This window comes from Ktedonosporobacter rubrisoli (assembly GCF_004208415.1).
Classification (GTDB): Bacteria; Chloroflexota; Ktedonobacteria; order Ktedonobacterales; family Ktedonobacteraceae; genus Ktedonosporobacter; species Ktedonosporobacter rubrisoli.
Genome location: NZ_CP035758.1, coordinates 2,852,831 through 2,878,840, shown reverse-complemented (window position 1 = coordinate 2,878,840; position 26,010 = coordinate 2,852,831). Strand labels below are relative to the sequence as shown.

General features: G+C 50.8%; 21 protein-coding genes. 7 read left to right on the top strand and 14 right to left on the bottom strand.

Going from position 1 to position 26,010, the window contains the following annotated elements:
• Positions 1-60: 60 nt before the first annotated feature.
• A complete protein-coding gene (locus EPA93_RS13060; protein ID WP_165423062.1) occupies positions 61-1,020 on the bottom strand; it encodes a nuclease-related domain-containing protein in 960 nt (319 codons plus the stop codon).
• A 272-nt stretch (positions 1,021-1,292) separates the two neighbouring features.
• Here EPA93_RS13060 and EPA93_RS13055 point away from each other — a divergent pair, with 272 nt between their 5' ends.
• Positions 1,293-2,561: an NAD(P)/FAD-dependent oxidoreductase gene (locus EPA93_RS13055; protein ID WP_129887947.1), complete on the top strand. Its 1,269-nt coding sequence runs from the start codon at positions 1,293-1,295 to the stop codon at positions 2,559-2,561.
• 119 nt (positions 2,562-2,680) lie between these two features.
• On the opposite strand, the gene EPA93_RS13050 is transcribed toward EPA93_RS13055, so the two are convergent.
• On the bottom strand, positions 2,681-3,553 hold the full coding sequence (locus EPA93_RS13050; RefSeq protein ID WP_129887946.1) for a class I SAM-dependent methyltransferase: 873 nt from the start codon (positions 3,551-3,553) through the stop codon (positions 2,681-2,683).
• 556 nt (positions 3,554-4,109) lie between these two features.
• Here EPA93_RS13050 and EPA93_RS13045 point away from each other — a divergent pair.
• Together EPA93_RS13045 and EPA93_RS13040 are read left to right on the top strand one after the other, a co-directional pair.
• On the top strand, positions 4,110-5,216 hold the full coding sequence (locus EPA93_RS13045; RefSeq protein ID WP_129887945.1) for a hypothetical protein: 1,107 nt from the start codon (positions 4,110-4,112) through the stop codon (positions 5,214-5,216).
• A 354-nt stretch (positions 5,217-5,570) separates the two neighbouring features.
• A complete protein-coding gene (locus EPA93_RS13040) occupies positions 5,571-6,266 on the top strand; it encodes a VC0807 family protein (RefSeq protein ID WP_129887944.1) in 696 nt (231 codons plus the stop codon).
• 290 nt (positions 6,267-6,556) lie between these two features.
• Here EPA93_RS13040 and EPA93_RS13035 read toward each other — a convergent pair whose 3' ends face one another.
• From EPA93_RS13035 to EPA93_RS13015, 5 genes are all read right to left on the bottom strand, one after another.
• Positions 6,557-7,504 carry a pentapeptide repeat-containing protein gene (locus EPA93_RS13035; RefSeq protein ID WP_129887943.1) on the bottom strand — a complete coding sequence of 316 codons (948 nt, stop codon included), beginning with the start codon at positions 7,502-7,504 and terminating at the stop codon, positions 6,557-6,559.
• A gap of 235 nt (positions 7,505-7,739) precedes the next feature.
• Positions 7,740-9,011, bottom strand: coding sequence for a cellulase-like family protein (locus EPA93_RS13030; protein ID WP_129887942.1), 1,272 nt, complete (start codon positions 9,009-9,011; stop codon positions 7,740-7,742).
• Positions 9,012-9,059: 48 nt separating this feature from the next.
• Positions 9,060-9,902, bottom strand: coding sequence for a carbohydrate ABC transporter permease (locus EPA93_RS13025; RefSeq protein ID WP_129887941.1), 843 nt, complete (start codon positions 9,900-9,902; stop codon positions 9,060-9,062).
• 18 nt (positions 9,903-9,920) lie between these two features.
• The gene (locus tag EPA93_RS13020; protein ID WP_129887940.1) at positions 9,921-10,904 is read right to left on the bottom strand and encodes a carbohydrate ABC transporter permease; all 984 of its coding nucleotides are present in this window, start codon (positions 10,902-10,904) and stop codon (positions 9,921-9,923) included.
• Positions 10,905-11,124: 220 nt separating this feature from the next.
• On the bottom strand, positions 11,125-12,489 hold the full coding sequence (locus tag EPA93_RS13015) for an ABC transporter substrate-binding protein (RefSeq protein ID WP_129887939.1): 1,365 nt from the start codon (positions 12,487-12,489) through the stop codon (positions 11,125-11,127).
• A gap of 166 nt (positions 12,490-12,655) precedes the next feature.
• Here EPA93_RS13015 and EPA93_RS13010 point away from each other — a divergent pair, with 166 nt between their 5' ends.
• The 3 genes from EPA93_RS13010 to EPA93_RS13000 all read left to right on the top strand — a co-directional run bounded on the left by EPA93_RS13010 (position 12,656) and on the right by EPA93_RS13000 (position 16,576).
• A complete protein-coding gene (locus tag EPA93_RS13010; RefSeq protein ID WP_129887938.1) occupies positions 12,656-13,429 on the top strand; it encodes a FadR/GntR family transcriptional regulator in 774 nt (257 codons plus the stop codon).
• 11 nt (positions 13,430-13,440) lie between these two features.
• The gene (gene dgoD, locus EPA93_RS13005) at positions 13,441-14,589 is read left to right on the top strand and encodes a galactonate dehydratase (RefSeq protein WP_129887937.1); all 1,149 of its coding nucleotides are present in this window, start codon (positions 13,441-13,443) and stop codon (positions 14,587-14,589) included.
• An 808-nt stretch (positions 14,590-15,397) separates the two neighbouring features.
• On the top strand, positions 15,398-16,576 hold the full coding sequence (locus EPA93_RS13000; RefSeq protein ID WP_129887936.1) for a WD40 repeat domain-containing protein: 1,179 nt from the start codon (positions 15,398-15,400) through the stop codon (positions 16,574-16,576).
• 126 nt (positions 16,577-16,702) lie between these two features.
• Here the strand turns inward: EPA93_RS13000 and EPA93_RS12995 are convergent, their stop codons facing one another.
• From EPA93_RS12995 to EPA93_RS12965, 7 genes are all read right to left on the bottom strand, one after another.
• Positions 16,703-17,941: an MFS transporter gene (locus EPA93_RS12995; RefSeq protein ID WP_129887935.1), complete on the bottom strand. Its 1,239-nt coding sequence runs from the start codon at positions 17,939-17,941 to the stop codon at positions 16,703-16,705.
• 606 nt (positions 17,942-18,547) lie between these two features.
• A complete protein-coding gene (locus EPA93_RS12990; protein WP_129887934.1) occupies positions 18,548-20,419 on the bottom strand; it encodes a leucine-rich repeat domain-containing protein in 1,872 nt (623 codons plus the stop codon).
• A gap of 603 nt (positions 20,420-21,022) precedes the next feature.
• Positions 21,023-21,556 (bottom strand): LURP-one-related/scramblase family protein, encoded by a 534-nt coding sequence (locus EPA93_RS12985; RefSeq protein ID WP_129887933.1) that lies wholly within the window; start codon positions 21,554-21,556, stop codon positions 21,023-21,025.
• A 99-nt stretch (positions 21,557-21,655) separates the two neighbouring features.
• Positions 21,656-22,540 (bottom strand): CPBP family intramembrane glutamic endopeptidase, encoded by an 885-nt coding sequence (locus EPA93_RS12980; RefSeq protein WP_129887932.1) that lies wholly within the window; start codon positions 22,538-22,540, stop codon positions 21,656-21,658.
• 2 nt (positions 22,541-22,542) lie between these two features.
• A complete protein-coding gene (locus EPA93_RS12975) occupies positions 22,543-22,935 on the bottom strand; it encodes a winged helix-turn-helix domain-containing protein (protein WP_129887931.1) in 393 nt (130 codons plus the stop codon).
• Positions 22,935-23,561 carry a hypothetical protein gene (locus tag EPA93_RS12970; RefSeq protein WP_129887930.1) on the bottom strand — a complete coding sequence of 209 codons (627 nt, stop codon included), beginning with the start codon at positions 23,559-23,561 and terminating at the stop codon, positions 22,935-22,937. Before EPA93_RS12970 ends, EPA93_RS12975 begins: the two co-directional genes overlap by 1 nt.
• Positions 23,562-23,784: 223 nt before the next feature.
• Positions 23,785-24,717, bottom strand: a complete 933-nt coding sequence (locus EPA93_RS12965) for a S41 family peptidase (protein ID WP_129887929.1) — start codon at positions 24,715-24,717, stop codon at positions 23,785-23,787.
• A gap of 130 nt (positions 24,718-24,847) precedes the next feature.
• On the opposite strand from EPA93_RS12965, the gene EPA93_RS12960 reads away from it, so the two are divergent.
• Positions 24,848-25,987: an ArsR/SmtB family transcription factor gene (locus tag EPA93_RS12960; RefSeq protein ID WP_129887928.1), complete on the top strand. Its 1,140-nt coding sequence runs from the start codon at positions 24,848-24,850 to the stop codon at positions 25,985-25,987.
• The last annotated feature ends 23 nt before the right edge of the window (positions 25,988-26,010 follow it).

Here is a 26,010-nt window from a genome sequence, read left to right as displayed (position 1 = left end):
ACAAGACGCCACTCTTTAGTGGCGTCCCCAGACAGATTATACACGATGCTTGAAAGCTGGTTACAATACAAGTTTATTGGCCAACCCTATAACCAGCTGCTGTAAATTCTGCAGATTAAATGTTTCAGGCCTTTCGCCTCTTATCAGGCTCAGCTGCCCACCGCTACAATAGTGCGTTTGGCTCGCCCCATTGGTATACGTCACCACCATTTCTGTATAGGCCGCCCTGTATGTTTGCTGCCACTTGATAGCCTTGATCACATTATAGTGAGATAGAGAATAGAGGCGGCCATCTACTCCTCTAAAGGTCAGGTAAGGCTCGACGAGAATACCATTAATCCACTCGCCATTCGTTGTGAGCACACGATCCCAATTGGGAATTTTGTTAAGAATCGTCTCCGCAATCCAGGGACTGGGCTGCGCGGCAAAACGCTCATTCCTATGCTGCAGAAAGAAGTCTGGTAACTGCTCGATCTGAATCATCCCTTCCTGGAAATTATAGATCGCACGAATATCGGCCTGATGAGAAAAACAAACTACCGGAATTATATAAAGACGTTGGAAGCGTGGCTCGATACGCCCCACATACTTCTTGAGCAAGAGGATAAAGCTCCTTGTCTTTTTCAGCGGATTAAGATATGTCTTCTCCACTGTCTCTCCACGCCGGCCTTGCTTGATCTGTAAGAGCTTTGAGGTATCGTAACTAGCAATAACTCTCTGATTTCTGAAACCATAGCTATAGCCCATTTGCCGTGGTGCATAGCGGGGCAAGTAGGTAATTGTGCCAGCGTAGTGCTTTACTTCAACACAAAACACAGTCCCTTGCGTATAGACCAGAAAATCTGACTCCCTATATCCATCAATACGACCATACGAATCGATACTAGGTACAAGGGGACCGCGCAGTAACACTCCCTCGCCATATCTACTAATTATTTGCCTGGCATACATCTCTGCTTGGTCCCCAACTCTTGCCCGCTCGCGTTCGTCAAACGGCTCCCATTGCAATATTCTAAACATATGGCTCCTTTTCCCTCTCATCCTCGAATATATCCTAGATTACAACATCACCTAACTTTCTTCAGGAATTAAGTATTCTATTCTACCATTCTTCTTATCAAAAGGTGGAGGTATGGACACTACTGCTCGCTAATACCAAAATGAGGGCTCAGCTTTCGCGGGCAGGCTTCAAGCAGGGTTTCGGTGATATGATAGGATTCTATTGCTTCCAGGGATAGCTTCCCGTTACGGATACAGCCAGCCACTGACGAGAAAGGATGAGATCAAGCTATATGCACAATAATCAGACCAACGAAACAGCTAATTCTCTGAATGAACCCGCATCATACTGGCAGCAAACCACTACCCACTATCCTTTATCCACTGAAGTGCCACATACCGTTGATGTGCTTGTCGTGGGTTGTGGCTTATTTGGAGCCACAACCGGCTACTGGCTGGCACGAGCAGGCAGATCAGTAGCGCTACTTGATCGCCAGGCTGTGGCATATGGTGCGAGCGGACGTAACGGAGGATTTGTCGTGGCCGGCATGCACGAAGAATATCCGGAGGCCATTAGACGTGTAGGGCAAAAGGCAGCCCATGCAGTACTGAGCATGGCCTATGAAAATCAGGCATTGTTGCGTCAGGTTCTGGCCGAGGAAGAGATTGCCTGCGATTACCGCGAACCAGGCAGCTTGAGCCTGGCCTTAGGTGAGGAGCAACTTACCCTCGTACAGCGAAATGTTGCGGCCCTGCAAGCAGATGGCTTCTCCGCGCGCTGGCTCGATCGTGCTGAAGCACAAAGCTTGATTCGCACGCCCCTGGGTCCAGAGATCCTCGGCGGAAAATTTTTGCCCGAGCAGGCTCTCGTCCATTCAGCAAAGCTCATCCAGGGACTGGTAGGAGCTGCCCGGAGGCATGGAGCAAGCGTACATAAGGCCAGAGCGTTGCGCCTGGCTCAGGATGGCGATAGCATCCTGGTAGAGACAAGTGCAGGTCGGATAAGAGCCGGGGCGCTTGTACTTGCGGTCAATGCCTGGACCGGTGAACTGATCCCAGAGGTCAAAGAGCTGATAGTGCCGGTGCGCGGCCAGGTTCTGGCTTACGCTCCCTTAGAACAGATCTTTACAACAGCGATTTTTGCCTCTATTACCGAGACTGAGGAATACTGGCAGCAGACGCTAGACGGCTCGATCGTGCTTGGGGGATGCCGAGCACTGGCTCCAGATCGTGAGGTGGGGATCTGGGAAGCTGTGCCAACCGAGCAGGTACAGCAAGCGCTGGAACAAATTTTTCCCCGCTTATTTCCCCGGCTCTCAGGGCTTAAGGTCGGGCAACGCTGGGCCGGTTTAATGGATTTCACGCCCGATCGTCTGCCAATCGTTGACCACATACCTGGCCTTGAACGAGCCTGGTTCGTCGGTGGGCTCTCGGGCCATGGCATGCCCTTTGGTATCTTGCTTGGCCAGCTGCTAGCCGAAGCTGTACAAACGGGCCGCACGCCCGAAACATTGTGGCCTTTGCAGTTGAACAGAGAGACGTTACGTATGCACAAGCTATAAACGCCGATTGCTGCATAGGGCGCTGGCGACGCTTACTAAGCCTGAAGCGTGGCTTTCCGAGATATGGCTAGCGCCCCCTCCCGTTTACAGCCAACGTCTATCTCTTCTAAAGATAGACGTTATACAACAGGTGGCTGCCCCCAAACACTGAGTAATTCTGCAGTTGCCACAAAGTCGGGCTGCTGCATCTCCTTGAGCGCCTGCTGATAGAGAGATTGGTAGTCAGAAGGAAACTGCGTCCACTTGCGCAGAAATTGCAAACCTGTCCGAAAAACATGGCTCATATCCTCGATAAAGAGGCGTCCTTGCTCAGTTCCTGCTTGATAAGTTAAATGATAGAGCTTTGTCTGAAGCGAGCGCACGCGATTCTTCCTTAAGACGTCTTCCAGATGACCGATCAGGCCATCTCTCTCAGGAGCAAAAAAGCTTCCCGAGCGGTATATCGCCTGCACCATAAGATCAAGCAGGCGAGAGAGGGCTGGACAAGGCGTAGCTGCTACTGAGGCCTCTGTAAAGCGAATTATGCCGTCACTCCGACAGACGCGACTCATCTCACGTATCATCTTTGGCCAATCCCAGGTTCGTAAAAAGCTCATCCCCAGGCGAAGATTGACCAGATCGAAAGATGCTGGCGGAAATTCCAGCATGCGCAGAGCATCCATGACGTGAAAGCTTACGCGATCCTCCAGATGTTCTTCAGCAGTTCGACCGCGTGCATACTCAACCATACGTAGGCTCACATCCGCCCCTTCCAGCCTCCTGGCCTCTGGATATGCCCTGGCAACGTCAATCACCCAGCTTCCCGAGCCACTTCCAACATCCAAAACACTGCTCAAGCGCAAGGTAGTTGGCTGTTCAGAGAGCACTCCACCCATATCAGTAGTGAGCATCTGATCCTGCACACGTAAGCGCTCAAGTTCTTCTTCATTAGAGCGATCCTGCACAAAATACGTGCTAGGGTGCTCCCGTCGTGGCTGTTCCAATCCCGGCATAAATTTTTGCTACCTTCCTAGATCCCTGGAACGCAACATCAAGCCTACGCTCGCGGCTAAGTTTTTGCATGTTTCTATCATTTATTTTAGCAAAGCCTGAGCTTCCTGTCGAGGCAATTTTGCTCTTTTTCTTTCATATATCAACAAATACATTTGTTCTTTGATATATCACAAACACAATATTAGATCAGATGAGAGAGCAGGCTTAAAAAAAGGAGGCATTTCGCTTCTGACATCTTCCTATCTGCTTCAGGTTGAGAAGCTCGGGAATGGTAATTCTTAAAAATTGGGCAGCGAAAAAACCAGAAGTGGAGAGCCCGGCGATAGGAAGTAACTATATAGGGGTTTCCAGCTCTCCAAAACGGGATTGTGAAGGAGGCGTCGCGATCGCGCGAATTGGCCCTTGACCTGGGGCGAGGAGGCGACGCCGCAATCTAGTGGAGAGCCCTGGCTATATGGACAACTTTCCAGAAAGGAGTAAAATTGTGCTAGAATATCTATTCTACCATTTACAATAATGAACAAAACAATTATATTGTTTGGAGGAAAGACTGTGATGAATGGAGGTTCAATACCTCATCAGACTAGAAATAAGCGTTTTGTACGCAATACTTACCTCGGCTCACTCCTCGAAGCTTTCTTTGTTTCGGGTATCACTACAGTTATTCTCATCCGTATTTATCTGGCTGCCACTGGTTACCCGCAGATTGGGGGACGCGGCTTGCACTTCGCCCATCTGCTCTGGGGTGGACTACTGATGTTGATCAGCCTTGTGCTCTTCATGGCCTTTCAAGGACGTACTATCCAGTATAGCGCATCTATCGTGGGCGGCGCAGGCTTTGGCGCTTTCATTGATGAGTTAGGAAAATTTATTACCAGCGACAATAACTACTTCTTTCAGCCGGCTATCGCTCTTATCTACGTCATCTTCATTTTACTTCTGCTCGGCTTTCGCGCACTAGAGCGGCATACACACTTTTCAGAGCAAGAACGCCTGGCTGCAGTCCTTGATTTGCTCAAAGAAGGTGTGCTTTACGACCTCAGTCCCAAGGAGAAAGCCGAGGCGCTTTATCTGCTCCATGCCAGTCAGACGCAAAAAACCATGAATGCACAGTTGCTCCTCAACCTTGTCGAACATATGCAAGTCGAAGAGCCGAGCAGGCCAGGCCTCTTTCTACTTATCGGGCGCTGGTTGCATAAGCTGTACCGGCAGATCATTCAATCCTCAAGCTTTATCAAGGTAACCTTTATCTGCGTTCTCTGCTATGCCTTCCTGTCTACGCTGGCTACGATTAGCGTATTAATCTTCGATTTCTCTTCTTTTTCCTTGCTCATCTTCAAACATCCCCCTCAATTCGATCAATATTGTTTGCTGATTAGCTCGCTCCTCTCTGATGTTCTGGTTCTCTTTGGCGCTCTTCAGTTGCTCAGACGCCGACCTATTGAGGCTTATCGCTGGTTTCAGCGCGGAGTACTGGTCTCAATCCTCTTGACCCAAATTTTTCTCTTTTATCAAAACCAGCTTCAGGCCCTCTGGGATCTGCTCATCAATCTTATCTTGCTCTCGGTCATCCATTTTATGCAGCACGCTGAGCGCCGCGAGCAACGGCATAAAGCTTTAGAAGACATGAATGTGCAGATACCACAGACGACTTTCCGGTGAGCGTGACGGCGAAAAATCGCTCTTTTCGCCCTAGTCCAGCCTCTCTTCAGGGCTAAGGGTTCCCATGTGGGAACCCTGGGCTCGATCTATTCCCTATCGCCTGGCTGAGTTCCTCAAAAACCATAAAATTACCCTTGACATTTCCTCTCTACTCTGGTATACATTCCATAGATATATATGAGAGATATATACATCGGATGGATATTATAAATGCTACAGCAATGAAAGCTTAGCAAGCATAGAAAAGTTGGCAATTCAGACAGAGGATGAGGCAAAGACGCGTTAAGGGCTTCCAACTCTTTTCCTCAGTCAGCACAGATACACGCTTTATATATCAGGAAGGAAGATTTTATCATGACCAATATGCAACCCAGTCAGGGAGATAACCCGAGGACATTTTATCGAGGCTTAGCGCAGAGCATGCTGCTCAATATTGCTGTACCGTTCCTTCTTTATTATCTGCTAAAAAACTATCTTCATCAATCAGATATTATTGCACTCAGTATAGCTTGTTTCTTCCCTGTTATCGATAATATCATCTCTCTTATACGCCATCGACGTCTTGATCTTTTCGGAGCGCTGTTTCTTGTGGGAGCTATTGTCAGCACTGTTCTCACCTTTATAGGTGGCGATGTCAGGCTCTTGTTAATCCGCGAATCCTTGATTACCGGCGTCTATGGGCTGCTGTGCTTCCTCTCGCTCTTCCTGCTGCCCCGGCCCATGATGTTCTATGTCGGCCGACAGATGGTGGCCGGTAACGATCCAGTACGTCTTGCGGGCTACGAGGCTTCCTGGCAGCATTCCTATGGTCGCTTCGTTCATCGCCTGATTACGACTGTCTGGGGCTGCACGCTGACTGGCGAATTTCTGTTGCGGGTGCTTATCGCCTTCCTGTTGCCGCCAGCGGCCGTGCTGGTAATCGGCCCTATTCTTCTCACCGTTGCCATCGCCAGCACCTTTTTCTGGACCTTCTCCTATATGCGCCGCGTCCGCCCGCGCATGCAAGCCTTGCGACAAAACCAAGCCGCGAGCGCGCAATCAGGCTTATAGCCCAGCCTGCTTTTGAGAAGTCAAACCACCCCCTCCCGCACATGCTCATATGGGCCTTCTCTCCAGGGATGCCAATGTGTGGGAGGTTTCGTTTTTCCACTTGCTCGCTTAATAAAAAGCGCTTAAGCAGCTCTCAGCGCTTGCCCAGCAAGTATGCTCTCTCTATGTGCTCCAGATGCCTTAACCCTATTTCTCAGTATTTAGCTCAAACTGGGAATGTTCCTGCCTCTCTAGCTTTAGCCTAAAAGAAGAAGAGTTTCCCTGACAAGGCCTATCCTGGTCGTCTCACGCTAAGTGGCCTGTTCCTGCTTCTGTTCATCTTCGCCGAGCCAGAGCTCTAGCGGAAGGGGCTTCAAATCGCCAGTAAGGCCGGCTCCCTTGAGAAGCGGTTCTGGGAACGTGCCCTGAAAAAGCATAAGTGTAGGCAGATCAATAACTATGCTTTCTGGACTAACGTATATGGTCGATAGCCCTGTGACTTGCGAGAGATCCGTATGGCCAAAAATGACTTTCCAAAACTTAGCCTTGGAGAGGTCAGCCCGATCGAGCTGCGCAGAAATAAACATGACCATGGAGAGATTACTCTCTTGAAAGAGGGTACCAGAAAGGCTGGCACGCGTCAAATTCACATCAGCAAGGTTAGCTTTTCTCACGTCCGCGCCATCGAGCCGGGCAAACCACATATCCACTTTGCTTAGCTCAGCTTCACACAAGTTGGCTTTTTTCAAGTCTGCGCTGTTCAGGCAAGATGAGCTCAAACGTGCCCCTTGCAAATTGGCCTCGCTCAGGTTTGCCTCCAACAGATTAGCCTGATCTAACTTCGCCCGGGAAAGATTGGCCCCTGCCAGATTGGCCTTTCGCAGGTCTAGCCCGCGTGCCTCTGTATCAGAAAGATCTATTCCGCTCAAGTTGGCCTGGGCCAGGCAAGCGAAGTTGAGATGCGCACCGCGCAATATGACTTGCCTCAAGTCCGCCTCCCTAAGAAACGCTGAGCGGAGATCGGCCCCTGCCAGATTGGCCCCGTCCAGGAAGGCATAGCTTAACTGGGCACCGCGTAGATGGGCTCCTTGCAAGTTGGCACCTCTCAAATCGACCCGGCTCAAGTCCATCTGGCTCAGCTTTGCTCCCGCGAGATCGGCCTTTGAGAGATCTGGAATGAGATCCAGGTTCCGATGGAGCCAGGAATGCCACACTTTCCGGCCCTGTTTCAAGAGGTCTATATGTTTCTGTTCGGCCATAATAATTCCCTCCGTGTCTTTACTTCCTTGTTTCTTCTCCTGTTCGAAAGAGCCTGATTTTCACTATCCCGTTGAAGCATACCAGATCTGTAGCGAATTTCCCAGATGCCTATGCAAAATAAATCAACCCGACTTCACGAAGGTTCAACAACAGCAATTTTGCCGCTCGGTCCCCAAAATGGGCAAGCGGCAAAATTATTCTTACCAACAATATTTAGAAAACCAGGGCTAAACATCAGGAATGTAAGATATGAGCATTCATGCGTTGCTGCCAGGCCACGTCCTGCCAGAAGGGATGCTGAGGCGCAGAATTGGAGCAGAGGATATAGCCCCAGAAATCATGCTGCAAACAGGTCTCAACTGCATACTCGGCGATATCCTTGCCCACCGGTCCCTCCTCAAAATTTGCCAGCAGAGGAGTATAGCCAACATAGCCCTCACCAATGACGGCAGGAAGTCCGTGCTGTTGCGCCCAATCCGCGATCTTAGCCAGGCGGATCTTGATGATCTGGCGCATGGCCTCACGGTGCGCCGCATAATGCTCATAGAGCCAGAGATCCCACTGGTCGGGATCGGCCCAGTCATGGACATAAAAGAGGCGCTTATCCATGCCTGTGGCCGCCTGCCGCCACTCCCCCGCCGCTTTCCAGGCCTCCAGTGGGGGTGCATCCGGGCGCAAAATACGCCGACTCAAGGGATTGGGTAAAGGCACATCCTCGCTTCTCAGCCCGATTTCTTGAAGTAGTTGCTCCAGTACGCCGTAGATATAGAGATGGAAATGGGCCACCTGCACATTCTCGGCCATGCTTCGCATATGGACAAGGATCGGCGAGGCGTAGCAGACGGTCATAAGAATATCGGGGTGCAAGGCTCGCATGGCTGCGACAGCCTCCTCAAGATAAGGCTTCTCAGCCTCCAATGCATCCTCGCCCTCGCGCGCAACCTGGGTCAATCTGGTATATTCTACTTCGTTGTGTAGCTCTGCATAGGCAATCCTCTCAGCCAGATCGTACTCCTTCAAAAAGCTAATCAAATTGCCCATGGCCTGGGCCAGAGCCATAAAACGCTCACGTGGCGGAATAGCCATTAAGGCCCGATACCAGGCATCGTTGGCCGAGAAGCTTGGACTCTGCTGATACTCCCACGATGAAAGAATGATGTAGCAATTATGTTTTTGCGCAGCCCGAAACAGGGCGAGCAGGTGCTTACGCCCGTCCAGGACAGCTCCACCCTTGGCATTGTACCAGCGCGTGCGCTGCCCAACCTCGCCTCCTAGATTGGCCAGGCGCAAGGGAGCTAGCTCGTCATGCTGTGGACCAAAGAGCAAATAGGGCATAGCACAGATGCGCACAGTATTGTATCCACGCTCCACCGCTTCGGCAAAGGCGCGATCCAGATCATGAAACGGTTCACCCTCCATCGTCTGCGTGTACCAGGAAAAATCCCACAGCGAGATCGTCAAGCGGCGCGGCAAATGGGCCGGAATCGTTACGGTAGGCCTACTCATTTCAGGCTCTCCTTTCTCAAAGCGCCGTAAATGTTACGGCGCTAGCTGCTATTTGAGCGCTCCACTGGTCAGACCAGCAATGAAATAGCGTGTCCCCAGCAAGAAGCCGATAATGATTGGCAGAACGCTGATGAAGGTTCCCAGCATTACAGCCGGCACATCGGTAGCATAGAGGGCATTTAAAGTGGTCAGAGCCAGTGGCATTGTAAATAGATTCTTATCGTTGAGGACAATCAACGGAATCAAAAAGCTGTTCCAGGTAGTTAAAAAAGTCAGAACGCCCAGCGCGGCCAGGCCCGGCAGGACCAGAGGCAGGACGAGTTGCCAGTACGTGCGCCATCCTGAGCAGCCGTCAACTTGCGAGGCATCATACAGTTCGCGCGGGATCGCTTGCTCAATATATTGGCGCATCCAGAAGATACCAAAGGCGTTGGCCGAAGCTGGCACGATCAGTGGCCAGTAAGTATTCAGCCAGCCAAACCATTTCATCTCGACAAACCAGGGTATTAAACCAATCGTCGGCGGGATCATGATAGTACCTAGCATGAAGGTGAAAAGCCAGCGATTGCCCGGCGCCTGCGTATAGCGTGAAAAACCATATCCAGCCAGCGAGCAGATAAACAGGGTCAGCAGCGTCGTAGCTATGGCGATAAGAAAGCTATTGCCCATGGCCAGAGGCAAATTGAGCGTCTCGATTAAGCGCTGAAAGTTCTCCAGCAAGGCCGCACCAGGCAGGATAGGGGGTGGAAAGCTATATACCTCCGGGCGGGTATGCGTCCCCAGCACGATCATCCAATAGAATGGAAATAGAAAGACCAGGGCAATCAGCGCCACGCCTATCGTCACGATCAGGCGCAAGGTATGGTTGCCAGATAGAGCTTGTCCTTGCATCTCTCCCTCCTCTCTGCGCTAGTTGCGATTGCGCAAGACGCGAAACTGGATGATGGTAAACACTATAATCAGAATGAAGATCACGTAAGAGATAGCAGAGGCCAATCCGAAATTAAATTGCTGGAAAGCCGTCTGATATTGATAGAGTCCCAGGGTCATGCCCAATTGCGACGTACCACCAATGTTTCCGGTTCCTGTGGTTGTGGTAAGCACATAGGGCTCATCAAAGAGCTGTATCCCGCCGATAGTAGCACTGACTACACTGACCAGAATAACTGGTATCATCAAGGGTAGCGTAATATGGCGGAAAATGGAGCTGCCAGTGGCGCCATCGACGCGCGCGGCCTCGTAAATCTCGTTTGAGATAGACTGCAGCCCCGAGATAAACAGGGTTAGATGCCAGCCGGTCCAGCGCCAGACGATGATCAGGATGAGGACTGGCTTGAGCCAGGCGCCAGAGGCAAACCAGTCGTAGGCAAACTTATGGCCAATCAGCGCACTGATGACAGCATTTAACAGGCCAGCATTCGTAGAGAACAGGGCGCTGACAATAATCGCAGTTAACGAGGGTGCAATCAGCAACGGAAACAAGAAAATCACCTGCAAGATGCTGCGCCCCTTCAGGACGTAATGATTGATCAGAAAGGCCAGGGTGAAGGCCAGCCCCATGGTGAGAATAGTTGAGCCCAGCCAGATATAGAAGGTATTCCCCATGATTTTGAGAAAATCAGGGTCCTGGAATAAATGCAGGTAATTGGAAAATCCTACGAAGATGGGCTGTGAGAGTCCATCCCAGCGCGTAAAGCCCAGATAGAACGAGGCCGCGATGGGAATGGCCCCAAAGAGGGCAAATAAGATAAAAAACGGTGCGATGCACAGATAAAACATTCTGTTATCGCGCAGGCGCTTGCGCAATCCATTGGAGTGCTGTCGCTCGCTACCATGCGTCGGCACGCGGGCAGCGCCTGGCTGCGCCTGGGCGCGCGTTGTCTGTATTTGCATAATTTACAATATCCCTTCTCCCAAATAGCCTTTCGCTGGATGAAGCATTTCCTTTCCGTTTAGCTTATCTTATGCACAAGTTTTCCCGCAGCGCGGCGGCAGATGGGAAAAGATCCTGTCTCTAATCCGCTAGCTCGCGGTGTAAAGCTGTAGATTACAGCGTACATCCTTGCCGCTCTGGCAGAGAGATATTCCCGTCGAGCATAACTTGCGCATTGTTTTAGCTCGCTGTATTGGCCTGTATCTGCTGTTTGGCCTTACTCAGAGCCGCGTCAATGTTCATCTTGCCACGTGTGATGTCATTGAGCGTATTGGTAAGGACATTGCTGACGATCTGGTCGTTGGGGTTAGTTATCGGTGGCGTCATAGCAGACTGCACCTGAGCAAAGATCTTATTGACGTTTTGATCTTTATAGTATGGATCGCTCTCATTTATCCAGTCTTGCGTAAGGGCTGGCTTCCAGGCTGGATACAGATCATTGGCGGTATACATCTTATGCAGGCTATCCATATCCTGAGTGACGAACTTGCAGAATTCCCAGGCAGCCGCTTTATTCTGGCTGCTTTCAAGAATGCCAATGAAGTCGCCACCGCTATCAAAGGCTGTCTTGCCGTTGAAGGCAGGAGCAAAGGTTACGCCCCATTTTCCAGCGGTATCTTTGGCATAGACGCTCTTGAGATTGCCACCCAGCCAGTTGCCCCAAAAATGCGTAGCAATGCTGCCGCTTTCTAGCGCGGCTCCCCATTCCGCGGTAAAATCGGCGAAGGGCGAGATAAGTCCAGCATTCCAGGCCTCTTGCGCATATTGCATAGCAGTTTTAATGATGGGGTTATCGAGCTGAAGGTTGCCCTTAGCATCATAGTGCGAGAGCCCAGCCTCGCCGACAATCGTACTGAAGATCTGGTTGGGGGTAGAGATTAGCCATTGTTTGCCTGCGACTGATAGTTTTTTACCAGCTTGCAGGAAGGCATCCCAATCTTTGAGCAATGCCTGAACCTGCTCAGGTTCAGTGGGCAAGCCGGCTTTCTCAAATACATCTCGGCGGTAAAACATTGCGCCAGGCCCGGTATTCTTGGGCAAAGCAAATATCTTGCCACTCTGCGCATCGCTGACATAATCCCAGGCATATTTAGCATAGCTATCCTGATACTGCTTCGCTTTGTATGGGTCCTGAGATAGATCAACGAAACCAGGCTTGCTTTTAAACTTGGCGATAACACCGATCTCAATCATCGCAACATCTGGCCCGGAGCCAGAGACCAGGGCTGAGAGCAATTTGTTAGCATAGTCGGTATCTGCGTTGGGAAAAGCCTGCACGTTGACTTTAATATTGGGATGCTTCTTCTGGAAAATAGGTACTGTCTGCGCAAAGGTCTTGTCATTATCAGGCCAGGTCCAGACGGTAATCTGCCCACTGGCTCCATTTGTGCCGCTACTGCCTCCCGAGCTACCACATGCCGCCACGATTGATCCGACAGTTCCAACTGAGAGGCCGAGAGCCATAGCTCGTGTGGTAAATGCGCGCCGGGATATCCTGCGCTCAAGCAACTGACGAACAAGGTCATGCTTTTCTTGCATTGACATACGCTGCTCCTTTGCAATGTGTCCTTTTCCCTGGGTCAACTCGAAAATAACTTGATATAGTGATCATAAAATGATATAGTGTCATTGTCAATAGGTCACCAAGTCATCATACAACTTGACCGGAGTAGAGCATTCATAATACAAATAAAAAAAACTGGAGTTTCTTATGTCCTATACACCTGCTTCTGCAAGCTATCGACCGTTGAGTTCTCAACGTCTGCATGAAGGTGTGGTACAACAAATAGTTGCGCAAATTATGAGTGGTGGCCTGGTACCTGGTGCTTCCCTGCCCTCCGAAGCTGCTCTGGCTCAACAGTTCGGCGTGAGCCGCACAGTGATTCGCGAGGCAGTGCGTATGCTGGTCAGTAAGGGCCTGGTGGTGGTAAAGCATGGAAGCGGGATGCTTGTCCAACCTTCCGAGCAATGGAATTATCTGGACCCGCTTGTTTTATTTGAGCATTTGCGTGTGAGCCAGGACAAAACAGTGCTTAACGAGCTATTAGAACTGCGCAGAATCGTAGAGGTGGAAGTGGCAGCGCTGGCAGCTCAGCGCCGTACGGCTGAAGATATGCAAACATTGTATAAGTTCGTTGAACAGATGCGCACTGTTATTGGCGATCCCCGCACCTTTACACGCTTTGATATCGCTTTTCACGACGCAATCCTGGCAATTGCGCGCAATCGCTTGCTCGCCCAAACTCTGCGTCCCGCCAATCAGGCTCTCTACGTGGCTCGCTTGATCTCCAGTCAACGCTATAGCCGGTCTGAAGCCTCTGAACGTGGACATGAGGAAATTCTCAGCGCGTTGGAAAAGGGAGATCCTCAGCAGGCACGCGAGGCAATGCATCGCCATATTAAGCAATTTGAGGACGACATCCATACGATACTGGCCCCGGGTTTTTCTTTCGATGTCTCTGATCTCGCTCATGAACTTGACTGACAGGAGTAGCTATGAAGATTACCTCATTAGAGTTATTTTTGGTCCCCCCGCGCTGGCTCTTTCTAAAAATATCTACAGATAGCGGTATCGACGGTTGGGGCGAGCCGGTAGTCGAGGGCCATGCCGCAACAGTAGCTTGCGCGGTTCGTGAAGCCGGTGAGTATCTTATCGGCCAGGACCCATTACGCATCGAGGATATATGGCAGGTCCTCTACCGTACACGATTTTATCGCGGCGGAGCAATTCTAATGAGCGCAATTGCTGGCATCGATCAGGCTCTATGGGATATTAAAGGCAAGCATTTTGGTATGCCGGTACACGAATTTTTAGGTGGTGCGCTGCGCGATAAAATCCGTGTCTATGCCTGGATCGGCGGCGATAGCCCTTCTGACGTGGGCCGGGATGCGCGTAAGAAAGTTGAGGCAGGCTTTACAGCAATTAAGATGAATGCAACTGACCAGCTGCACTATGTCGATTCGTTTGATAAGGTAGATGCCGTGCTGGCACGAGTCAATGAAGTACGCGCGGTCACTGGACGAGAGTTCGGTATCGCTATCGACTTTCACGGTCGCGTCCACAAAAGCATGGCTAAGATACTGGTCAAAGAGCTAGAGCCGCTTCACCCGCTCTTTATCGAGGAGCCAGTACTTCCAGAGAATGAGGAAGCTTTGCGCGAGATTGCCCATCACACAACGACGCCTATTGCCACGGGCGAACGGCTCTACTCGCGCTGGGATTTCAAGCATCTGCTGCACTCAGGCTACGTGGACATTATTCAGCCCGATCTCTCACATGCCGGGGGTATTTCTGAGGTAAAAAAGATTGCCTCTATGGCCGAAGCCTATGATGTTGCGCTGGCCCCTCATTGTCCTTTGGGTCCCCTGGCTCTGGCCTCCTGCCTACAAATTGACGCCTGCACGCACAATGCGCTGATCCAGGAACAAAGCCTGAACATTCATTACAATACCACAAGCGATCTACTTGATTATCTTGAAGATCCTGCGGTCTTTAGCTACCAGGAGGGCTACGTTGCGATTCCGCGCGCTCCAGGGCTGGGCATCTCAATTAACGAAGAGGCAGTACGTAAGGCGGCACTCACGGGCCATGATTGGCACAATCCTATCTGGCGCACCAGCGATGGAGCTGTCGCCGAATGGTAAAACTTGCCTGATTGGCAAGCTCACTTTCTCGCGCCAGACGCGCCAATGCCGGCGAAGCGACTTTGCGATGAGATAGGGCCGCATGTCATTGGATGGACCACAAGGCAGCCGGCCAGGTACGCTGGAGGGCTGCGGGGAGCTTGCGCGAAGCCGATCCTGGGATCTAAACGCCGATATTGCTAATATTGCTGCAGAAATGTATCACAAATGTCTGCAATAAGGGCTTCCCAGAGGGCAAATGATGAGATAAAGTTTTCAGAAAAATATTCTTAAGGATGAGCTAAGCTATCCTCTTCTCACAATATAGAGCGATACCTCCCATTTAACTCAAGAGGTATCGTTTCTTACCACCAAGTTCTTCACCCTTCCCACCTTAACTTCAGTCTATTTCATCATCTATGCATACGCACGAAACTTTAGCTACAAGTTAGAGACTTTCCTGCATTATCTCTTTACATACTTCTCAAGAATAGTCACATCTAACCTCAAGTCCATATACAACTAAGCGGCTTTGCCCACGTTCTTCTCATGAGAGCTTTTATAGCGGCATGGCTTTTAAACGTGCTCATTTATCTCAAAAAGACTTGCGAATTGGTTATAATGGAATAAAAGAGTATTATGATATATTCCACAAAATACATGTAAAAGAGCCTACATCCAAAGCCGGCATACTACTGGTAGTATATGGAGGCAATTAGATAGATAGATGTAACCAATTCCGTCTATCTATAAGATGTGCAAATAAAAATTTAAGTATGTTGCTCAGGGACGAGCAACATACTTTTTCTTATAGAAAGGTTCTGTTTCCATGTTACACCCCCACATGCCCTCACCCCGAGCAGATCAATTTCCTCCGCATTTGTGGCCCGCTCGCGGCATCACGCGCCGGGCCATGCTTCTGGGCCTGTTAGGAGCTACTGTGGCCGCCTGCGGAAGCCCACAAGATTTGACTTCACCGTCTTCCAATGGAACTGCTGAAATGACTACTTCCCAGCACCCCACGCAAATGTCGGCCCCGGCAAAAGCCAGCACCGAGCTCCTTACCATTAAGAGCCAGGTTGCTAATGCCGTGGCCTGGCTCCCTGATGGCCAAATGCTGGCCTCGGCTGGAAATAACAAAAATGTCCAATTCTGGAATGTAACAAGCGGCCAGATCCAGACCGTTCTGCAAGGTGCTTGCACCTTCCTCAGCCTGGCCTTATCGCCAGACGGTCAGTATGTGGTGGCTGGCGGCGGTGGCCACAACGAGGCAAATCCTCCCCTGGCTAGTGTCTGGCACATCTCCAGCGGCAAGCACATTCTCAACTACAGCGGACATATGGGCCGCATTAATACTGTTGCCTGGTCCCCCGATGGGCGCTATATCGCGTCTGGGAGTGCAGATACAACTATCCAGATCTGGGAAGCGCTTAGCGGTAAGGCGGTGCTCACCTTCAAAGGTCATAAGGCCCCGGTTGCCTCGCTCGCCTGGGCCCCTAATGGAAATGCTATTTTTTCAGCAGCGAGTGAGGCACAGTCAAGTGGCGGCATACCAAGTCTGGCGCTATGGAGCCCCCAGACAGGGAAAAACCTGCGCCCTGAGGGTTTTATCTCTACGCGCCCTCTAGGAGCAGAAGCAGTTGCCTGGTCGAAAGATCTCAAGCTTCTCGCTTCAGGCCATAATGATGGTAAGATTCGCGTTTGGGACACTAGCGGCCGAAACATTGCCAGCTATGATAGCGCAGCTGCCTCGGTGCTTACAGTAGCGTTCTCGCCCGATAGCAAATATATCGCTAGCGCTGGCGGCGATCTTACAGCAAATACTGGCAAGAATATAGCTCAGATTGCGAAACTCAGCCCTACAGCCGATGGTGGCAGTAAGGCCGAGGTGATCACAAACTACGCGGGCCATTCTGCTCCCGTGGTCTCCCTTGCCTGGTCTCCTGACGGCACACGCGTAGCTTCAGCTTCCCGGGATCAGACGATTCAGATCTGGCAAGCCATCTAAGCTATCCTCCTCTCAGAACACGGGACGATACCCCTGATAGCTAATAGGGGTATCGTCGTCTTTACCGAACTGTGAAAAGTGCTGGACTTCAGTTCTCTATGGCTAGAGCAACCATAAAGCTTGCTTCTACTCCAGGGTGCGCACCTTGCGTACCGGCGAAAGCAAGAGGCAGAGACCAGCCAGGATAATACCCAGCAGGCCTAATAGGAGAGTAAAACGTATACCAAGCCCTTCGGCCAACACTCCAGCCAGCAAGGCCCCCAACGGCATTACGCCCTGGGTAAGCTGCTGTATGCAGGCATTGGCACGCCCTAACAGATGCTGCGGAATCAACGACTGGCGCAGGCTTAATTCCGCAATGAGATGGAGCATTACCGCAATATCCCCTAGCAGCTGGCTCATAAAGAGCAACAAGATCACTATAAGCATAGGTCCCTGGGCCAGCGGAATCAGCAGGCCGATAAGCCCATAGAGCAGCAGCGCGCCTCCAATCGTCGGCCCAATCCCAAATTGACTGATCACGCGCTCGGCTATCCATGCACCCAGTAGAGAACTCAAGCCTCCCGTGGCCACTATTAGACCCAGCCAGCCCGGCGCTACGTGCAGATCGTTGACAACATAGAGCGCGTAAAGCGTGCCCACGAACATCCCAGAGCAGTTAAAGAGCCCGGCACTCAAAGCAAGCACACGTAGGAGCGAGTTTCCCCATACAAAATGCAGCCCCTCAAAGCTCTCCCGCCAGAAACTCGATGAAGTTGCGGAGACGAGCGGCTTCACTTCTTTTTTCGCTATCCTGAACAGACACCAGGCCGAGCCGAGAAAGGTAAGCACATCCACAATAATTGCCAGCGGCGCGCCCCAGAGCTGAACAAGCGGACCGGCTAGCGATGGTCCTCCTATCTCAGCTAGCGAATCGGCCATAGCAAGCTTACTGTTGCCCTCTACCAACTCTTCTTGCGACAGAAGAGCCGGCAAAAACGAGGCATCAGCGACATTGAAAAACACTGTCAATATCCCCAGCAGAGCGGCAACGCAATAGAGCTGCTCTATGCGCAACACGCCGGCTAGCATAGCCAGAGGGATGGAGATTAAGAGAAGGGCCCGCCCGATATCAGTGGCGATCATTATTGGACGACAACGCAAGCGATCAACCCAGGTACCGGCAAACAACCCTAAAAGCAACGTTGAGAAGCCGCTTAACGCACTTAAGATGCCCATTTGCAAGGGCGTAGCCGACAAAATAAGCACAGCAGTTAAGGGAAGGGCAAGACCTGTAATACCATTGCCTACATTCGAGACGGTACGACCGAGCCATAACCTCACAAAATCTTGATTACGCCATAAGCCTCGAAGCTGCCAACGCATATCCGTTGTTCCTCTTCCTTCTATATGCGCTACCGTCAGCCAGGCTCATGCCAGAGGTGCATGCGCGCATCAATACCATGCTTATAAGTTTCCCTGTCTTCCAGGACATGAGGCTGAGCTGATCGGCCATTGCACAAAAAAGACACAATAATGCCATCAAGGGAAAGTCGTTGCTAGCAGCTGGCTGAGAATTATAGCGGCACAAAGGAGGGCAAAAAAAAATTGCACAGGGCCGGGGAAGGATTGGCTTTATCGAAAAATCTATCCCAGATCCATTGTCCTGATGCAATAGCGCGAACGTATAGAGGCTATCAGCATATGCCGATAGTCAGCGTAGAGGACCTATGAAATTTTTTCGCACCAGAACATGAAGCATGTATCCTCAAGCCAGAGCAGCTCTATGGCCTGAGGTGATGATGGTACCCATCGGGGGCACCTCCTTCTTAGCGGGATCTGGCGCTACTATATCATACGCGGGCTTATGAAGCAAGCTATATCTGTATAAGCGAGCCAAGCTTCAGCCGACCGGAGCGCGAGGCATACCGCAAGCAGCGGATCGGCCACGCTCCTCATTTCTCTTATTGAAGACAACGAAATCAAGACAACCTATCCTTGCTCCTGCTCGAAAAATGCCGGCACTCTATCAGTAAAGCGCTGGATCTTTTGCAGCTGCTTTAGCTCTTCAGGGATATTCCAGAGCTGATTTCCTCGCAGATATAACCGTTGCAGATTATGCAGCTTCCCTAACGAATTAGGTAATTCTTGCAACTGATTGCCATCAAGGTCGAGCATCTGTAATTGCTGCAACTGGCCCAGCTCGGGCGGCAGCTTCTCAAGCTGATTCTCCTCAAGACTCAGCACCTGGAGACGATACAACAGTCCCAGTTCACGGGGCAGTTCGCGCAGCTGGTTTCTGCTGAGGTGCAAACTGCGCAAGCTAGAAAGCTGGCCCAGCTCGGGCGGTAATTCTTGCAAGTGATTCTCTTCAAGGTCGAGTACTTGCAGATTACGCAAGCTGGCAAGTTCCGCAGGTAAGGCTTGCAGCTGATTGCGCTTGAGGTGCAATTCGCGCAGATTACACAACTGACCCAATTCGGCTGGCACTCCCTGTAGCTGGTTTCGGTTGAGATCGAGCACCTGCAGTTCGATCAGGTATCCCAGAGCAGCGGGAATTTCCTTCAGATGGTTACCGAACAGATACAAAACCTGGAGATTGCGTAACTTCCACAGCTCTATCGGAACCTTTCTGAGCATGTTAGCACCTAGATCCAACTTTTGCAGATCATGCAGTTGGCCCAGATCAGCCGGTATCTCTTCAAGGCGATTTCGCCCAAGATCCAGGATCTGGAGCTGTTGCAATTGGCCAAGGCTGGACGGCACCGCTTCCAGGCGATTGCCAAACAGATACAGAACTTGCAGGCTATGTAAGCGTCCCAATCCCTCTGGGATCTCACGCAACAGATTTACACTGATATCAAGCACTTGCAGGCCGGGCAACTGATCCATGGTTGTCGGCAGCTCTTCAAGGCGATTCCTATCAAGCTGAAGTTTTTGCAGATTCTTCAGCCAGCCCAGAGACGCCGGCAGCTCACGAAGCCGATTGCCACGCAGGCTCAGTTCTTGCAAGTTGCTCAGCTGCCCCAGTTCCCAGGGCACTTCTTCGAGCTGATTGCGACCCAGATCAAGCACTTGCAGCTGGTCTAAGAGCCAAAGCGCATCGGGCAGCTTCTTAAGGCGATTTCTGTGTAGCCGGAGCTCTTCCAGATTGCGCAACCCCGCCAGCTCTGCTGGCAGTTCCTCCAACTCGTTCTCTTCAAGCTCTAAGATCTGCAGCTCTGGCAACTGCCATACCGCCGCCGGTAGCTCTCTGAACTGATTGCTACAGAGATCCAATACGCGCAACTGCTGCAATTGCGCCAGCTCTGCTGGCAGTTCCTCCAACTCGTTCTCGCCCAGGCGTAACACCTGCAGCTGAGCCAGTTTCCACATCGCCTTCGATAATCTTCGCAAGCGATTTCTACTTACGTAGAGCTCTTTTAAATTCTTTAATTGCCCTAGCCCTTCCGGCAACTCCTCCAACTCGTTCTCTTCAAGCTCTAAGATCTGCAGCTCTGGCAACTGCCATATCACCTCTGATACTGTTCTCAGGCGATTCCTGCCCAGATAGAGCTCTTTTAAATTCTTTAATTGCCCTAGCCCTTCCGGCAACTCCTCCAACTCGTTCTCTTCCAGGCGCAATACCTGCAACTGCAGCAATTGCCCTATCACTTCGGGCAGGTCCTTGAGCTGATTGCCACATAGATCAAGAGTTTGCAGATTGCGCAACTGGCTAAATTCCTCAGGCAAAGACGTAAGCGCAAGCCTGGGAAGCGCCAGTTCAATCAACTGAGATTGACTGTTATATGTAATACGAGTAGGCTGAACGTTCATTCTGGCTAATAGGGCAGCCAGGATCGTTTCATCACTTTGCAGAGACATTCTATCCCCTCGCTTCGTCGTGATTATGCTTATTTGTTCTTCTTAATGGATTTTTAGAGCAACAACTACACATTTTAATATTTTCTGTACAAGTATCGCAACAGCGCATATTCGCCAGCAGAAATTCACTGGGGGGAATAGCTTGCGATCCCTCACCCGTCAGCCTGGAGAAAGTTGGCTGCAGCATTTCTCTCTTTACTAGCTTTCGCTACTTTGCATGTTTCGATTCGCAATTGCCTCGATTCTCAGTCGAACCCCGATTCGGCTGCACCTCTCGCCTTTCTCCCAGAGAGAGACTACCTTTGCATACGGCTTCTGTCAAGCGCCGTACAAAGGGCTTCATAATACAGAACGGAGCTGATGAGGTAAAATAACTAAAACATCTGATCTAATTTGTAGGAGACGTGCTGATTTTTCATGGAAACCGCTAGAATGTAGCTCTATTGTTTCAAGAAAAATGTTGAAAACTGATCAGGACATTTTTCCTATGTCGCGTGCCCTCCGCTGGCAAGAAGGAGAGGCTGACAAAAACTCTCAGCATGCCAGCCTCTCTTGACATCTACTTGCAAATCGCCTTTGAGAAGTAGAGCCGACGAAGAGCAATTACTGAGTCTTCACGCCATCTTCGCGCATCTCATCCAGCACAACAGCAATTGCCAGGACAAACGTTGCGTCTATACCATCTGGCACATCAACCGTATAGTGATCGCTTAAAAAGGCAAACTCGCGGCTAATATGTCCGTAGAGCCGAGCGTACTGATCTATGATCTCGAAATCCCACTCCTTGAAATTGCCATGAACCTGCAGAACGACGCCACTGGCACAATCGATTTCGAAAAAATTGTTACGATGCTCGACCTGGCCCTTTTTCCTGATGGTTGCTACTTCAGATCCATGCTGATAGAACATATACTGCTTTTGATAGGTAAAGACTTTTTCTTTGATGCTACATACTTCTTGACCGGTATTTCGATCATAGATGCGTAAGTAGTCCCCTATGTGTAAGAAGGTTCCTCTTACATCATAGACAATCTCTCCTCGATCATCGCGAACTACAAAGTCATCTTTGATGGTGAGAAAGCGTTCTTTGAGATGATAGCGCACCAGTGTCCCTCCATGCTTTAAGTGTGCCGGCATCCTTCCATGTGGAAGCAGACCTTGCTTCCTGTTATTATAGTATATTTTTGTTCGCTAGCTAGAAGGGTTCCAATTCTCTATTTCGTCTCAGGCAAGCTATCACAAGGTGTCGACCGTATGTGCGTATGACGCTGGATTTTCAGAGGCGGCTTCTTGTGACCAGGTGTGAAGATTGCGCCAATCGCCTTTCCACAATAGGATAAGGCCCAGCACGAGCAGGACAATATTCGCCCAGATCCCGGCTGTCGGCCCCAGGCCAATTATTGCGCCAAGGGCATCACGCATACCATCAAAGGCCGCATGATATACGCTAGAAACCGCCAGGCTATGGGCCCGATTCCAGATGTAGGCGAAAAGAATGCCGTGACAGACAACCGGTATTACGCTCAAGAGTATCACAGAGACGGCAGTAATAATGATGGTCGGCCCAGGAACTGCCTTGGCGATGGCGCCCATAACTGTATTCCCGACCGTAAGCGGAAGATGCCAGGACCACCAGATGAAAGAATGGAGCAGAATAGCTCTGCGCGTGCTCATGCGTTGCAGGAGACGAGGCAGCATGTAGCCTCGCCAGCCAAATTCTTCGCCAAAGCCGGGTATGAGCGTGATAAAAGGTAGCAGCACAGGCCAGAAGCGAACCAGGCTCAGATGAGCTGGCAGCTTGAGCGTTCCGGCCAGCAGATCTATGCCTTCCGGCACCAGCCAGAGGAAGGCCGCCAGGCCAAGCACCGCCAGGTAGTGGCGTGGCTTCCCCCAGTTCCAGCCTGCACCCTTAAAGCCATCGCCAAAGATGTAGCGGCCACAAATGTATGTACCTACAGTAACCATCATCATTGCACTAGCATTGAGGGCAATGATTAACAATAGATTTCTGCCCCAGATAACGCTGACGATCTGGAATGGCCACGAGAGGCCGAATACGATTAGTAGGTAGAGGCCCAACGAAAAGGATCGCCTCCGTGCTGTTTCGTTCTGTTCCTTCATAATTATTCCTCCTGGTTCTCATCTTCGGCAGAAGGCTGGCTCTTACCTTGTAAACTTTGCTGTAAGCTTGCCATTTGGGCCCAATAGGCTGCAAAGGCTTGCTGGCCCTGTGGCGTAATGCGATAACTTGTCGCAGGTACTTTACCCTTGTAATACTTGCGGATCTGAATATATCCCGCCTCCTCAAGGTTGGAGGCCTGACGGCTGAGATTCCCTTTGGTCAAGCCGGTAATGGCTTCGAGGAATTTGAAATCAACCTCTTCAGCCTGATTGAGGGCCGCGAGAATAACCAGGCGTGCTGGCTCGTGTATGGTGCGATCGAGGGAGAGCACCTGCTGCAGGTTATCCTTGATAACAATCGTGTCATCTGCTTGAGATTGTTCAGGAATAGCCATTATTCCTTCACCATCAGTTGCGCTTGCAGCCGCGCGGCCAGGGCCCTAAACTTACTATGCTCTCTAAAACCCTTGAAGATCATAATGAGGGCTATTCCTGCGACCCATGGGCCATCAAGCAGGCCATAGGCTCCTCCTCCGCCGGTCACGGCACAGGCACAGAGCAGAAAGATCCCTACGGAAAACTCTTCCCAGGTACGCAGATAGCGCCAGGCAATCAAGGGCATGGCCACGACAAAGAGCATATAGAGCCAGTCGGAAGGTTTGCTCATCCTGCTAAGCCAGATATATACGATGCCAACGATGGCAAATATCAGGATTATAAAGATAATGGTTCCTCTATGCCATTTACGGGCTTCGGCTGTCCAGATTTCCTGAGCCTGGCCAAACTTTCTGTACAAGAGTCGCCGCAGGATCTCTTTTCCGAATAGCCAGCTTAAGGTGAGAGCAATCGTGAGTATGGCGGTGAGCAATCCCGGCCCAACCAGGCCATTGAGCAGGTAAATGGCCAGACCTACCACTCCTCCCAGGACATGCCCTAAACCGCCCTTACTCTGCGAGTAGCTGGCATATTCCTGGGTGAGCTGCTGCACTTCTTTCAGTGATCGCAAGGAGTAACTTTCCATTATCCCCTCCATAGAAACTAGTTTATATCGTAAACCTGTTTCTATAGTATGCCAAACCTTGAGGATTGTCAAGGGGAAGTACAAAACTTGCGGGCCTTCCTAAATCTGGTTTTCCTTAACCCGAGGCTGGCGAAGCGCAGGGAACATCGGAGGCAGAGATGGAAAGCCCGGCTTGAGCTCTTTTAGCTACGCGAGTCAATTGGAGAGAGCATCGTCAGCTCGCTTAAGAAGCTGCCCGTCGATAAGCGACATCCAGCGCCTCTTCCGCGGCGACGGCCAAATCTGGCGTGACGCCAGTCCCTTCCCAGTTTGTGCCGCTAATGGGATTGATCGAACGGCCCGAGGGAATCATAGTTTCAAAATTGACTGTAATGGGATATTTAAACCCTGGATTGGCTCCGCCCTTCGTCCTTTCGCCAACGATATAGGCGCGCTTCAGCTGCTGCAGGGTATAGGAAAAATCTTCAGCTCCGGAAAAAGTATTCTGGCTGGTCAGCACATAGAGCGGCTTCTGCAGGTAACGAGGACCTGGCACATAGGGCATAACCCATTGCTGGCGCAAGAGATCCTTTTTGCGCTCATATATACCGGTGAGCTGTACCTGTTCATCCTCTAAAGCTGCAAAGAAATAGCTACAAAGAAACTGCACCATGCTTGAGTCGCCGCCGCCATTGTAGCGCAAGTCGATGATCAGGGCCCTGGTGTGAGCAAGGAAGGTCATAGCGGCTTGCATGTTCTCGCCGGCAAAGTATGGATGCATAAATCTATCGAAGCGAAAGTAACCAATATTGCCCTCCAGGATCTCGACCTTCTTCATATAAAAGCTCTGCTCTATGCCCTGCACGCGTATACGCTCAATTTCCTCTGCTGGATAACTTTGATCTTCCCGAATATGCTCAGAGACGCCTTCGGGCCTGTAAAAAAGGCGCAGATGCTTATCATGGCTCAGTTCATACAGGTGCTCGGTAATCACTTTGGCTAGCTGGTCGGCATCAAGAATGCCATCATAAGCTCCGTCTGCGAGGCGCTGGCGCAGTGTAGCGGCTATCTGCTGAGCGAGCTCAGGAAAAACATAATTTTCACATAAGCTTTGTGCTAATCCTTCGATAATTTCACGGGGAGAGATTTGTTCTTGCATCACTTTACTATTTTGCACAATTTTCCTCCATCCTTTATTGTTACTCTATATACTTCTGCCAAAAGCTCTTGCTTTCATTTTGAGCATACGGTAAACTAAAGGGCAATGCAACTTTTTAGCTAATCAGCAAATCAGAAAGCGAGAAGTGATGACACGCATAATACATCTTGACTCGCCGCAGGCCGAACGGCTGGCCTTTAGCTACTCGCCCTTACAGGAAGCGGTGCGCAGCTTACAAGTTTTGGCTAAAAGTAAATATCATCCCCTGCATCTGGCCTGGGTTCTGCAGATACGCCAGCAAATGCCAGTCGCGCTTAGAGCCGAGGTCTCAGCGTTTGGCATCATTTTCGCCAGGATGATACCCGATATCTTTGCCAGCTCGCTATCGCTGGGCTCAGACTTCTTGCCTTTTACTGAGGAATTTCGTGTAACGCAAGAACTAGCGGCGCAGGATTATGCCGAGCGGGTGCTTAACCAGGCAATCCTCGGCCACGATATGGATGAGCTCAACTATCCTCTCGAACAGATCTCCAGTTCGCCCGAACTACAGGAGCAGATTCTGGCCCAAACCGCAGAGATTCACCCGGCCTCTGTCCAGATGGTTCAGGAACTTCTAACGAACCCGCAACGAAGCCAGGAGCGCTTTCTTGCCTTTTTCTTGCAGTACTGGGAGGTATGTCTCGCGCCACAATGGCCGCAACTGGAGGAGCTGCTCTTGCGCGATATTCAACAACGGGGCCAGTTGCTCTTTGAGTATGGTCCGCGCGAAGTTCTCAGCTCACTTGCCCCTCAGCTAAATATATATGAGGAGGAGAACAATATTACTATGCTCTATCCCGCGCAAGGCCATTGGGAAAAGAAAGCTGGCAATCCTCTTTTCCTGATACCTTCCTCCTACGTCTGGCCGCGCCTCTCCTTCATCTATGGGCGGGATGTACTACATGCGATCGCCTACTCGATCAAACAGTATCATGAAGAGGGCAATGCCCCGGTTCCCCCTGAGCGCTTGCTTAAGCTTCTACGCGCCGCCGGGGATACGACGCGCATGCAAATTCTGCAGCTTCTCAGTCAGCGCCCACGTTCAACGCGTGAGCTTGCCGGCCTGCTTGGCCTTTCGGAAGCTGGCATCTCAAAACATGTGAAAATGCTGCAAGACGTGGGCTTCTTAAGATCCGAACGCTCAAGCTATTATGTGCTGTACCAGAGCGTGCGCGATCCTCTTTCTGAGATCACGCGTGGCCTGGACAGGCTACTTCAGCCCGCCCAGGATGAGGAAATTACCAGCTAGAGGCAGGGAGATTTGTCGAAGCC

Coding starts and splice junctions, on each gene's coding strand:
- EPA93_RS13030 (WP_129887942.1), bottom strand. CDS start 9,011: ATGAGTAGGCCTACCGTAACGATTCCGGCCCATTTGCCGCGCCGCTTG.
- EPA93_RS13055 (WP_129887947.1), top strand. CDS start 1,293: ATGCACAATAATCAGACCAACGAAACAGCTAATTCTCTGAATGAACCC.
- EPA93_RS12985 (WP_129887933.1), bottom strand. CDS start 21,556: ATGCCGGCACACTTAAAGCATGGAGGGACACTGGTGCGCTATCATCTC.
- EPA93_RS12995 (WP_129887935.1), bottom strand. CDS start 17,941: ATGCGTTGGCAGCTTCGAGGCTTATGGCGTAATCAAGATTTTGTGAGG.
- EPA93_RS13020 (WP_129887940.1), bottom strand. CDS start 10,904: ATGCAAATACAGACAACGCGCGCCCAGGCGCAGCCAGGCGCTGCCCGC.
- EPA93_RS12960 (WP_129887928.1), top strand. CDS start 24,848: ATGACACGCATAATACATCTTGACTCGCCGCAGGCCGAACGGCTGGCC.
- EPA93_RS13040 (WP_129887944.1), top strand. CDS start 5,571: ATGACCAATATGCAACCCAGTCAGGGAGATAACCCGAGGACATTTTAT.
- EPA93_RS12975 (WP_129887931.1), bottom strand. CDS start 22,935: ATGGCTATTCCTGAACAATCTCAAGCAGATGACACGATTGTTATCAAG.
- EPA93_RS12990 (WP_129887934.1), bottom strand. CDS start 20,419: ATGTCTCTGCAAAGTGATGAAACGATCCTGGCTGCCCTATTAGCCAGA.
- EPA93_RS13060 (WP_165423062.1), bottom strand. CDS start 1,020: ATGTTTAGAATATTGCAATGGGAGCCGTTTGACGAACGCGAGCGGGCA.
- dgoD (WP_129887937.1), top strand. CDS start 13,441: ATGAAGATTACCTCATTAGAGTTATTTTTGGTCCCCCCGCGCTGGCTC.
- EPA93_RS13050 (WP_129887946.1), bottom strand. CDS start 3,553: ATGCCGGGATTGGAACAGCCACGACGGGAGCACCCTAGCACGTATTTT.
- EPA93_RS13035 (WP_129887943.1), bottom strand. CDS start 7,504: ATGGCCGAACAGAAACATATAGACCTCTTGAAACAGGGCCGGAAAGTG.
- EPA93_RS12970 (WP_129887930.1), bottom strand. CDS start 23,561: ATGGAAAGTTACTCCTTGCGATCACTGAAAGAAGTGCAGCAGCTCACC.
- EPA93_RS13045 (WP_129887945.1), top strand. CDS start 4,110: ATGAATGGAGGTTCAATACCTCATCAGACTAGAAATAAGCGTTTTGTA.
- EPA93_RS13025 (WP_129887941.1), bottom strand. CDS start 9,902: ATGCAAGGACAAGCTCTATCTGGCAACCATACCTTGCGCCTGATCGTG.
- EPA93_RS12980 (WP_129887932.1), bottom strand. CDS start 22,540: ATGAAGGAACAGAACGAAACAGCACGGAGGCGATCCTTTTCGTTGGGC.
- EPA93_RS13000 (WP_129887936.1), top strand. CDS start 15,398: ATGTTACACCCCCACATGCCCTCACCCCGAGCAGATCAATTTCCTCCG.
- EPA93_RS13010 (WP_129887938.1), top strand. CDS start 12,656: ATGTCCTATACACCTGCTTCTGCAAGCTATCGACCGTTGAGTTCTCAA.
- EPA93_RS13015 (WP_129887939.1), bottom strand. CDS start 12,489: ATGTCAATGCAAGAAAAGCATGACCTTGTTCGTCAGTTGCTTGAGCGC.